Annotated in this window: 8 protein-coding genes and 3 pseudogenes; 7 read left to right on the top strand and 4 right to left on the bottom strand. The window is 61.2% G+C overall.

Annotated features, from left to right (window positions below):
* Positions 1-52 precede the first annotated feature (52 nt).
* From H5P29_RS32785 to istA (H5P29_RS31815), 3 genes and pseudogenes are all read right to left on the bottom strand, one after another.
* Positions 53-322, bottom strand: a pseudogene (locus tag H5P29_RS32785) (dihydrodipicolinate synthase family protein); the annotation flags it as partial.
* A 124-nt stretch (positions 323-446) separates the two neighbouring features.
* Positions 447-1,217: an IS21-like element helper ATPase IstB gene (gene istB, locus H5P29_RS31820; RefSeq protein ID WP_154387635.1), complete on the bottom strand. Its 771-nt coding sequence runs from the start codon at positions 1,215-1,217 to the stop codon at positions 447-449.
* Entirely contained in the window at positions 1,214-2,665 is a 1,452-nt protein-coding gene (gene istA / locus H5P29_RS31815) for an IS21 family transposase (protein WP_154387636.1), read from the bottom strand. Before istA (H5P29_RS31815) ends, istB begins: the two co-directional genes overlap by 4 nt.
* Positions 2,666-2,766: 101 nt before the next feature.
* On the opposite strand from istA (H5P29_RS31815), the gene H5P29_RS31810 reads away from it, so the two are divergent.
* From H5P29_RS31810 to H5P29_RS31790, 5 genes are read left to right on the top strand one after another with little or no spacing between them, the layout of a single operon-like run.
* Entirely contained in the window at positions 2,767-2,970 is a 204-nt protein-coding gene (locus H5P29_RS31810) for a hypothetical protein (RefSeq protein ID WP_154387608.1), read from the top strand.
* A 40-nt stretch (positions 2,971-3,010) separates the two neighbouring features.
* Positions 3,011-4,582 (top strand): sugar ABC transporter ATP-binding protein, encoded by a 1,572-nt coding sequence (locus H5P29_RS31805; protein WP_154387607.1) that lies wholly within the window; start codon positions 3,011-3,013, stop codon positions 4,580-4,582.
* Between the two features lie 36 nt (positions 4,583-4,618).
* A complete protein-coding gene (locus tag H5P29_RS31800; RefSeq protein ID WP_154387606.1) occupies positions 4,619-5,677 on the top strand; it encodes an ABC transporter permease in 1,059 nt (352 codons plus the stop codon).
* 25 nt (positions 5,678-5,702) lie between these two features.
* Positions 5,703-5,903 (top strand): hypothetical protein, encoded by a 201-nt coding sequence (locus H5P29_RS31795; RefSeq protein ID WP_154387605.1) that lies wholly within the window; start codon positions 5,703-5,705, stop codon positions 5,901-5,903.
* Positions 5,903-7,330, top strand: coding sequence for an amidase (locus H5P29_RS31790; protein ID WP_154387604.1), 1,428 nt, complete (start codon positions 5,903-5,905; stop codon positions 7,328-7,330). The genes H5P29_RS31795 and H5P29_RS31790 overlap by 1 nt, the downstream gene beginning before the upstream one ends.
* Positions 7,331-7,691: 361 nt before the next feature.
* Here H5P29_RS31790 and H5P29_RS31785 read toward each other — a convergent pair.
* Positions 7,692-7,968 (bottom strand): annotated as a pseudogene (locus H5P29_RS31785) (transposase); the annotation flags it as partial.
* 112 nt (positions 7,969-8,080) lie between these two features.
* Here H5P29_RS31785 and istA (H5P29_RS31780) point away from each other — a divergent pair.
* Both istA (H5P29_RS31780) and H5P29_RS31775 read left to right on the top strand, forming a co-directional pair.
* The gene (gene istA / locus H5P29_RS31780) at positions 8,081-9,610 is read left to right on the top strand and encodes an IS21 family transposase (protein WP_154387603.1); all 1,530 of its coding nucleotides are present in this window, start codon (positions 8,081-8,083) and stop codon (positions 9,608-9,610) included.
* Positions 9,555-10,223 (top strand): annotated as a pseudogene (locus H5P29_RS31775) (ATP-binding protein); the annotation flags it as partial. The gene istA (H5P29_RS31780) and the pseudogene H5P29_RS31775, both read left to right, overlap by 56 nt.
* Between the last annotated feature and the right edge of the window lie 122 nt (positions 10,224-10,345).

Below are 10,345 nucleotides of genomic sequence, written 5' to 3'. Positions count from 1 at the left end.
GAAATGTCCTCCCACTGAGCCGGTGTGCCCGGCTACCAGTCATTTTCCGCTTTTAGCCGCGAGCCTGCAGCGCCGCCTTTGCGGTCTCGATGACCGAAGTGACATGCTCACGCTCCGCCCCCTCCAAAGGCAGTCGCGGTGCCCGAACCCATTCTGGCGCGCCGTAGACGAGGTGTTCGGCGAGCTTAATGTACTGAACAAGCTTGACGTGGGTATCGAGATGGAAGGCCGGAGTCAGTAGACGGTAGAGCGGACGCGCCTCGGCGAACCGGCCATGTGAGCATGCCTCGAATAAAGATACGCACTCGCGCGGCCATGCATTGTGTCAACGGCGGCGCAAAAGTCGTCCATTGGGCGGCGCAAAACCAGGCCACCTGACGCTGCGAGAGGGGAACGTAGGGAGGGCGTAGCCCGACCGGAGTTTCCCACTCGCAGCGTCGGCGATCTTATTGGTGAGCGTTGGCGGTTTTTCGTGCCCGGCTTTGGGCGAGGCGATAGCTGTCGCCATTCAATTCGAGGATGCTGACGTGGTGGGTCAACCGGTCGAGGAGTGCGCCGGTGAGGCGCTCGGAACCGAAGGTTTCGGTCCATTCGTCGAAGGGCAGATTGCTGGTGATCAGGGTGGAGCCACGCTCGTAACGCTGCGAGATCAACTCGAACAGCAGTTCCGCTCCGGTCTTTGACAGCGGCACGAAGCCCAACTCATCGATGATGAGGAGCTTGTAGCCGGCCATCTGCTTCTGGAAGCGCAGAAGGCGGCGTTCGTCGCGCGCCTCCATCATCTCGCTGACGAGGGCGGCTGCGGTGGTGAAGCCCACGGACAGGCCCTTCTGGCAGGCGGCCAGACCGAGACCGATCGCCACATGGGTCTTGCCCGTGCCGCTGGGCCCGAGCGCGATGACGTTCTCGCGGCGCTCGATCCATTCGCAGCGCGCCAGTTGCAGCACCAGCATCTTGTTGAGCTTCGGGATGGCGACGAAGTCGAAGCTGTCGAGGCTTTTGGCGGCCGGGAACTTCGCAGCCTTGATGCGGCGCTCGACCATCCTCCGTTCCCGGTCGATCAGTTCCAGTTCGACCAGCCGGGCAAGGTAGCGGACGTGATCGACGCCCTCGACCGCGCATTGTCGGGCAAGCTTCTGATGCTCGCGCAGGAAGGTCGGCAGCTTCAACGCCTTGAGGTGGTGGGAGAGCAGGAGTTCGGGAGCATCGCTGCTCATGCCTGTTCCTCCTCACGGCCCAGCAGGCGCATATAGGCCCTGGCTGAAGTCTTCTCGACAGTGGCTCTGGGCAGATAAGGATAGATGTCGAGGTCCAGCCTGGGCGGCCTGCGCTCGGCCCGGCACAGGACGAGGTGCTTCACGGCGTCGAAGCTGATGGCGCCCAGATGCAGCGCCTGCTTCACAGCCGCATGCAGATCGGCCAGATCGAAGCTTTCCAGCAGGCGCAGCACCTGCACATAGGCGCGCCGGCCCTGTTTGCCCATCCGCGCTTCCATGAGGCGGCGCATTGTCGTGAACGCCTCGGGCAGTTCCCAGCCTTGCAGCGGTGCCGCCTGATCGAACGCGTTGATCTTCTTCTCGATCAGCGGCAGGTAATGCAGCGGATCGAAGACAACCTCTTCACGCTCATAGCTGCGCGGATGACAGGCAATGATCTCCCCGCCGCAGCCGATCACCACCTCGTCGACATAGCCACGGATCCAAACGTCCTGGTGGCCGAAGGCGACCGGAACGGAGTAGTCGTTGGTCCTGTAGCGCACCAGCGCTTGCGAGGAGACCCGGCCACTGGCCTGGTCGCAGGCATCGAAGGGCGATGCCGGCAGCGGGCGCATCGCTGCCAGATCGCGTTGCAGCCGCTCGCCGATCGTCTCGCTCTCGCCGCGCAGCCGGTCAGCCTGGCGCTTGCGGCACTGATCCTCGAGCCACAGGTTGAACTCGTCCCACGTCGCAAAGCGCGGGATCGGCACCATGAAGTTGCGGCGAGCATAGCCGACGAGACCTTCGACGCTGCCCTTGTCATTGCCCTTGCCGGGACGACCGTAACGGTCCCGGATCAGATAGTGAGACAGGAAGCCGCTGAACAGCGCAGCACGCTTGCGTGTGCCGTCGGGCAGGATCTTCGCCACCAGGCAGCGGTCATTGTCGTAGACGATCGACTGCGGCACAGCCCTGAAGAAGGCGAACGCATGGATATGGCCGTCCACCCACGCTTCGGCCACCGCCGCCGGATAGGCACGAACATAGCAGCCGTCGCTATGCGGCAGATCGAGCACGAAGAAGTGAGCCTTCTGCTCTACGCCACCGATGACCACCATAGCCTCGCCAAAATCGGCCTGTGCGTGCCCGGCCGGGTGCGCCAGCGGCACGAACATCTCCTGGCCGCGCCGATCCCGATCGCGCATGTAGTCCTTGATGATCGTATAGCCGCCAGCAAACCCGTGCTCGTCACGCAGCCGGTCGAACACCCGCTTGGCCGTATGGCGCTGCTTGCGCGGGACCGCTCGGTCCTCGTCAAGCCACCCGTCGATGATCGTGATGAACGCCTCCAGCTTCGGGCGTCGCACCGGCGCCTGCCGCCGATAGCCCGGCGGAACCGAATACGCCATCATCTTGCGAACCGTGTCGCGCGAGATGCCGAAATGCCTGGATGCCTCGCGCTGGCTCATACCCCCGTCGCAAGCCACGCGAACCTTTAGATATAATTCCACGGTGTAGATCCCTCATCCCTCCCTGCTCTGCGCAGAAAAGGGAAAAGTGGACGACTTTTATGCCGCCCGCAGCCGGACTATCCCGCCGCTACCGTGGTCGACTTTCTCACCGCCGTTCTCACGCGCTGGGCAAGCCGGTGCCGCCCTATATCGTCGTGCCGGTATTCGCCGCGACCAAGGATAATCTGAAGGAAGCTTGGGAACTGGCGTATGGTTCAATGACGCCGCTTCCTGCCGCCGCTCAGAAATGCCTTGGGAACTGACATCTTTCTCAGCGGCATAAACGATTCCGGACACATACGAATGACGACGAGTCTGACTGACATAGATCTTACTGTTAAGAATGACTTCGGTCGCTCGTCGCCATTCGCTCTCGAAATGTCCGCGATCGCCAAATCCTATGGAACGGTCGCGGTGATCCATGGGGTGGATTTTCGGGTCCGCAGGGGTAGCATCCACGCTTTGCTCGGTGCGAATGGAGCCGGCAAATCTACTTTGCTGAAAATCGCTGTTGGAGCGACGGAGGCGAGTGCTGGGCATATACGTGTCGATGGGCAGCCACAAAATTTCGCCAGCCCCCTCGACGCGCGTCAGGCGGGCATCGGAATGGTGTTTCAAGAGCGCAGCCTCGTACCCGAACTTTCGACTGTCGATAACCTCTTCCTGAACAGCGAACTGCGTAGGTTGGGGATCGTCGACAGACGCAAGGAACTGCGCGAGGCGCATCAGATTTTCGATCATTTAGGGGTTGATATCCCCCTCTCGGCCAAGGTCGGCACGCTCGGCATTGCGGATCAGCAGATGGTCGAGATTGCAAAGGCTGTGCGATTGGCAAGTACGGTCCTCATCCTCGACGAACCTTCGGCAGCCCTTACCGAACGGGAGGTTCAAAGATTATTTGGTGTCGTCCGTCAGATTGCGAGCCGGGGTGTAGGCATCGTCTATGTCTCCCACAGATTGACCGAAATCTTCGATCTATGCGACGAGGTGACGATCATGCGTGATGGCCGCGTGATCCTGTCGGACGAAGTCTCCAAGACCACCATGAAGGAGGTTGTCGAGGCGATTGCCGGCGGCGCCGTGCACGAGCAGCGCATTGACGACGCGCAGGCGCAGCGCCCCAATTTCTCCGCAAGCGAACAGGCTCCTGTCCTCGAAGTCCGCGGCTTGCGGGTCGGAAGCAAGTTGAAAGACGTCTCCTTCACGGTTTCGAGTGACGAAGTTCTCGGAATTGCCGGTCTGGCAGGAAGCGGCCGCACAACACTTCTCAAAGCGCTTTTCGGGCTGATTCTACCAGCCGAAGGCGAGGTACGCATCGGAGGGCGTTCCGTACGACCGCAGTCCCCAGCCCAAGCTATCCGAAACGGGCTCTACCTCATCCCCGAAAATCGCAAGACGCAGGGCTTGGTGCTCTCGCATTCTGTCGCCGCTAATCTGCTCATGTCGGTCCTCAAGCGCCTCAGCAACGGCATCCTGATGGATCGTCGCCGGAGCCGCCAAGCGACAACGGAAAGCATCGCGAAATTCCGCATCAATCCCCCCGATCTCTCAAAGGTCGTGGAGTGGCTATCGGGTGGAAACCAGCAGAAAGTCGTACTTGGAAAGGCTTTCAATGCGCGCGGCCGTGTGCTGCTGCTTGACGAGCCGACATTCGGTGTCGACATCCATTCCCGCGCCGACATTCAAGACCGCATCCGGGAATTCACGGGCGCGGGAAATGCCGCGATCTGGGTGACTTCCGACCTGCGGGAGCTCTGCGAGGTTGCCGACCGAATTCTCATCCTGGCCGACGGTACGGTGCGGGATGTCATTATCAACCGTCCGCAACGCAGCGAAGCCGAGATCACCCATCTCATTCAGGCCAAGGCCGATTGAAGCGGACTTCAAAACAAATAGGTACGAGGTACAGCAATGCGTGAGGCCAGCACTCCGGATTCGGCAACTCAGAAAACCAGATCGCCGGGCGGAAGCGTTCTGAAGGAGAGTGGGCGGCGCGATGCTGCCCACCAGTTTATCACGTCACTGACAGCGCCGGGTAGCTCGCTTCTTCTTATCATCGTAATTGCGGTGTTAATAGCCGTCTTTGCCATCCTCCTGTCGGATACGGCCTTTCTTAGCGTCGGTAATTTCGTCAACATCCTCAAAGCCAAAACGCCACTGATACTGATGGCCATAGCCGGTGTATTTGTGATCAGCGCCGGTGAGATCGACCTCTCGGTTGCTTCCGTACCGCCGGTGGCAGGTATCATCGCAGCCGCGCTGCTAAGTAATGATTATTCCACCTGGGTCGCCGTTAGCGCTGGGCTTTCTGCCGGACTCGCGGTCGGATTGATTAACGGTTTGATTACCGTGTGGGTTGGCATACCCTCCTTCATCGTCACCCTTGGCATGATCGGTGTCTTGCAGGGGCTAGCGCGTCTCGTGTCCGGCGAGAGGACAATCCCAATCCTGAACGAAACCTACACTGCGATTTTCGGTCAGGGCAGCTTCGGGCCAATCCCGTCGCTTCTTATTTGGACCGTCGCGGTCGGCGTTGTCGGTGCTGTCGTTCTGCGCGCCACGGCCTTTGGAAAGGCCGTGCTTGCAACTGGCGGAAACGAAGTTGCGGCCCGGTATTCGGGCATCGCGACCGGCAGGATCAAAATCACGGTGCTGGCCCTAAGCGGTCTTGCCGGTGCACTCGCGGGGCTCCTTTATACCGGCCAGTTTGGCTCCGGTCGCTACGATCTCGGAGGAAACGATCTCTTGCAGGTCCTCGCGGCGGTAATCATCGGCGGAACCGCACTGAGCGGAGGTCGCGGCAGTGTCGAGGGAGCCATCGCTGGCGCACTGCTTGTTGGATTGGTGAGCAACGGCGTCATCCTGCTTGGGTTCTCCACCCCGCAGCAGCAGATATTCTCCGGTATGATCATCGTGTTCGCAGTCGCACTGAGCGGCCAGCGCATCATCGGAATGCGTTCGTCGCGGTAACGGCATTCGAGCGTGGGAGGTATATATGGTGAAGATTACCGGGCCGGGCGACACTTTGCAGGCTGCTTACGAGGTCGTCCTCAAGGAAATGGGTAACTATCCCACCCAGGCCGAACGCCTCGAAGATGCTATGCCGCTTTTGCGCGAGATCCTGGGGGAAATCAGGCGCCTGGACGAGATCGACCTGGACGAGATCGAACCGGCGACGACATTCGAGGTCCGCTGATGACGATCCCTATAACGCTTTCCGGCGTGCGAGACGCCCTGCATGCTCATCAGTGCACGGCCATGGAGGTGATGAAGGCCTGTCTCACACAACAAGACGCGCTTTCCTCGCGTCTCAACGTTTTCGCAGAGCGGGCTGACGCAGAGACACTCCTCGACCAGGCCGGACACGTCGATCGGCTGCTCGATCGCGGCGATGTCCTTGGGCCTCTCGCCGGCATCCCTATCGCCGTGAAGGACGTCTTCCTGACGGCGGACATGCCCACGACAGCCAGTTCGGCAGTTCTTAAGGGATTTCGCAGCCAGAATGATGCGACCGTCGTCTCTCGTCTGCGCCAGGCCGGCGCGATAATCGTCGGCAAGACACAGACACATGAATTCGCATATGGTCCGACGACGGACAACATGTACGCGGGTCCTTCGCACAATCCGTGGGATTACGAACGTATCCCAGGTGGGTCGAGCGGTGGATCGGCCATAGCCGTCGCCACGGGGATGTGCCTCGGGGCGACCGGATCCGATACGGGCGGTTCGATCCGAATACCCAGCGGACTGTGCGGTATCACAGGGCTGAAGCCGACATACGGGCGGGTCAGCCGGCACGGCACTTTTCCGCTTAGCTGGTCCCTCGACCATATCGGCCCGATGGCGCGTTCGGTCGAGGACGTGGCGCTACTGCTCCAAGTTATGGCCGGTCACGATTCGCTGGATCCCGCATCGGCGAACAGGCCCGTGCCGAACTACCTTTCTCATCTCCAGTCGACCCCGTTGCGGCTGCGCATCGGCGTGCCTCAAGACTATTTTCTGAAAGTCGTAGACAAGGAGGTGCATTCTGCCTTCGAAGCTGCGCTGGAGGTTCTCGAGTCACTGGGCTGGTTGGTGGAGCCGGTATCGTTCGCAAGTCTCAAATATGCTGCCGGCGCCGAACTGGCGATCATCTCCGCCGAGGCATCCGCATACCACCGAAAGTCCATGGAAAGGAGCGCGGGACTCTATTCTCGCGACGTGCGGATCGAACTCGACGCTGGGATGATGATTTCGGCTACCGACTACCTGATGGGCCAGCGTGCACGCCGGCTGATCAGGGACGAGTTCTCTGATGTCCTCACCAATGTCGACATTCTGGCCGTCCCCACCCTCCCGCTGACTGCGCCCAAGCTCGGAACGGCGACGGTAGAAGTAGGCGGAACGACGATGTCGACTCTCAGTGCTCTATGGCACAATGTCTTTCCGCTGAATCTGACGGGCTTGCCGGCCATGAGTGTGCCTTGCGGCTTCTCGGATACAGGGCTTCCGATCGGGTTACAACTGATCGGACGGGGGTTTGAGGAAGCGTTGCTGCTGAGGGTGGGGCAAGCCTATCAAATGAAATGCGATTGGCATCGCCGGCTTCCATCGGCCGTCGTGAGCCAGCAACATCCTGCCTGAGATACGGCCAAGTGGCAACGGGTCGCGCTCGCCCAAGATGCACGTCTTCGATTCGGGACGACGCGGCGCGTCATGGTCTTCGCCGGCCACGCTAGAACATCTTCCAGCGGCTCCAAGCGGATTTCGGAGGCCCCGCTTCTCTGTCCAATTCAACTTCCGTCCATCGCTCGATCCTGTCGCGATCTACCATGTCGTCGCGCGCCTCGATCTTCCGGCAATCGCCGCGGAGTTGGTGTTGTCCTCCACTAAGCTCCGATCAACTACTGCCACGATGGTGATTATCGTAGTCATGCTCGTGCACCCGGGGATAGGAGGGGCGTTCAAAGCCCTCATTTGATACCTTCGGAGATACTAAGAGCGCCTAACAAAACCGGCTTATGGAGCGGAAGCATATGATTGCGGCTGCGATGAGGAGGCAAGCCCGGTAGAGATCGGCGTGTCGTTCGTAGCGGAGGACGAGGCGCCTGAACTGGTTGATCCATGCGAAACTACGTTCGACGACCCAACGGTGTTTTCCGAGATGGCTGCTGCTTTCGACGCCGCGCCTTGCGATGCGCGGCGTGATGGAGCGGGCGCGCAAGGTCGCGTCGGCAGCGGTCGAAGTCGTAGCCTTTGTTGGCGTGGAGCTTGGTGGGTCTGTTGATTTCCGCCGAGAACTGACCCGGGATTGGGCGGTTTTTCCATTGAGAAGTGACCCATGTTTGAACCCACCCCTGCTGGTTGATCGCAGGGGATTTTGGAGTGATAGACATGGCGTTACTGAGCGTTATCCGACGCTGGCATCTGCGTGACGGGCATTCGATCCGGGAGATTGCGCGGCGCACGGGACTGTCGCGGAACACGATCCGCAAATACCTGCGATCTGATGAGGTGGAGCCCCGCTTCCAGGTGCCGGATCGGCCGAGCAAGCTTGATGCCTATGCCGAGCGGCTGTCGGCGTGGCTGAGGACGGAGGCGAACAGGCCGCGTAAGCAGAAGCGCACGATCAAGCAGTTGCATGCCGACCTGATGAGCCTTGGCTATGAGGGCTCATATGGTCGTGTGGCCGCCTTTGCGCGGGCCTGGAAGGAAGAGCGCCAACGTCAGATGCAAACGAGCGGGCGCGGCACCTTCGTGCCGTTGGCGTTCGAGCCCGGCGAAGCGTTCCAGTTCGACTGGTCGGAAGATTGGGCGGTCATCGGCGGCGAGCGCACCAAGCTGCAGGTGGCTCACTTCAAGCTCAGCTACAGTCGAGCCTTCATCGTGCGGGCCTATCCGCTGCAGACGCACGAGATGCTGTTCGACGCCCACAACCACGCCTTCCAGGTTCTGGGCGGCGTTCCCCGGCGCGGGATCTACGACAACATGCGCACGGCGGTCGACAGGATCGGCCGCGGCAAGGAGCGGCAGGTCAATGCCCGCTTCTCGGCCATGGCCAGCCATTATCTGTTCGAGACCGAGTTCTGCAATCCGGCCTCGGGCTGGGAGAAGGGGCAGGTCGAGAAGAACGTCCAGGATGCGCGTCACCGGCTATGGCAGCCAATACCGCGCGTTCCATCGCTGGAGGCCTTGAACGACTGGCTGGAACAGCGGTGCCGGGAACTGTGGCAACAGGTTCCCCATGGCCTCAGGCCGGGAACGATCGAAGACATCCGGGCCGAGGAAGCACGGTTCCTGATGCCGATGCCACGCCTCTTCGACGGCTTCGTCGAATACACCAAGCGGGTCTCTCCGACCTGCCTCGTCCATCTGGAGCGCAACCGCTACAGCGTGCCGGCGTCCTTCGCCAACCGGCCTGTCAGCCTCAGGGTCTATCCGGAACGGATCGTGGTTGCTGCGGAGGGGCAGATCGTGTGCGAGCACCGCCGCATCATCGAGCGGTCGCATGACGGCCCCGGTCGCACCGTCTACGACTGGCGTCACTATCTGGCGGTCATCCAGCGCAAGCCCGGTGCTCTGCGCAACGGCGCTCCCTTCACTGAACTCCCCGAAGCCTTCAAACGGCTGCAGCAGCACCTGCTCAGGAAGCCCGGCGGCGACCGCGAGATGGTCGAGATCCTGTCGCTCGTCCTGCAACATGACGAGCAGGTCGTGCTGACCGCCGTGGAGATGGCCTTGCAGGCCGGCGTTCCGACCAAGGTCCACATCCTCAATCTCCTGCACAGGCTGGTCGACGGCAAACCGATCGAGACGCCGATCGTGGATGCGCCGCAGGCGCTGAGCCTGGTCAAGGAGCCGCAGGCCAATGTCGAGCGCTACGATGCTCTGCGCCAGACCCGGGAGGTGCGTCATGCGTCATGATCCCGCCAGCGGCGCTATCGTCGTCATGCTCAGAAGCCTTAAAATGCACGGCATGGCGCAGGCCGTCGCCGAACTCACCGAGCAGGCTTCACCCGCCTTCGAGGCCGCCATCCCCATCCTGTCGCAACTCCTGAAGGCCGAGATGGCCGAGCGGGAGGTCAGGTCCGTAGCCTATCAGCTCAAGGCAGCCCGCTTCCCGGTCTATCGCGACCTGGCCGGCTTCGACTTCGCCAGCAGCGAGATCAACGAGGCCCTCGTGCGCCAACTCCATCGATGCGAGTTCATGGACGATGCCAACAATGTCGTGCTTGTCGGCGGCCCCGGCACCGGCAAGACCCACATTGCCACCGCCCTCGGCGTGCAGGCGGTTGAGCATCATCGCAAGCGTGTCCGCTTCTTCTCCACCGTCGAGCTCGTCAACACGCTTGAGCAGGAGAAGGCTCAGGGCAAGGCCGGCCAGATCGCCAACCGGCTCGCCCACTCCGATCTCGTCATCCTCGACGAACTCGGATACCTGCCCTTCAGCGCGTCAGGCGGGGCGCTGCTGTTCCATCTGGCGTCACGACACGAAAGTGGTGAATCTGTCCGACATTTGAGAACATATGGTGATCAGGCGGCCAGCATGGACGTCTCGCGCCGAAGAGGCCTGAGGTCGAGGCTGTCAGTCGGGGTCCAGATATAATCGCCGGTGAGGCTGATATGCTGCCATCCGAGAGGTGTCAACGGCGGAGCAAA

Source organism: Aminobacter sp. MDW-2 (assembly GCF_014250155.1).
GTDB classification, from domain to species: domain Bacteria; phylum Pseudomonadota; class Alphaproteobacteria; order Rhizobiales; family Rhizobiaceae; genus Aminobacter; species Aminobacter ciceronei.
The sequence above is the reverse complement of the archived record's forward strand: the minus strand, read 5'-3'. Positions and strand labels throughout refer to the sequence as shown.

Coding starts and splice junctions, on each gene's coding strand:
- istA (WP_154387636.1), bottom strand. CDS start 2,665: ATGAGCCAGCGCGAGGCATCCAGGCATTTCGGCATCTCGCGCGACACG.
- H5P29_RS31800 (WP_154387606.1), top strand. CDS start 4,619: ATGCGTGAGGCCAGCACTCCGGATTCGGCAACTCAGAAAACCAGATCG.
- H5P29_RS31810 (WP_154387608.1), top strand. CDS start 2,767: ATGCCGCCCGCAGCCGGACTATCCCGCCGCTACCGTGGTCGACTTTCT.
- H5P29_RS31790 (WP_154387604.1), top strand. CDS start 5,903: ATGACGATCCCTATAACGCTTTCCGGCGTGCGAGACGCCCTGCATGCT.
- H5P29_RS31805 (WP_154387607.1), top strand. CDS start 3,011: ATGACGACGAGTCTGACTGACATAGATCTTACTGTTAAGAATGACTTC.
- H5P29_RS31795 (WP_154387605.1), top strand. CDS start 5,703: ATGGTGAAGATTACCGGGCCGGGCGACACTTTGCAGGCTGCTTACGAG.
- istB (WP_154387635.1), bottom strand. CDS start 1,217: ATGAGCAGCGATGCTCCCGAACTCCTGCTCTCCCACCACCTCAAGGCG.
- istA (WP_154387603.1), top strand. CDS start 8,081: ATGGCGTTACTGAGCGTTATCCGACGCTGGCATCTGCGTGACGGGCAT.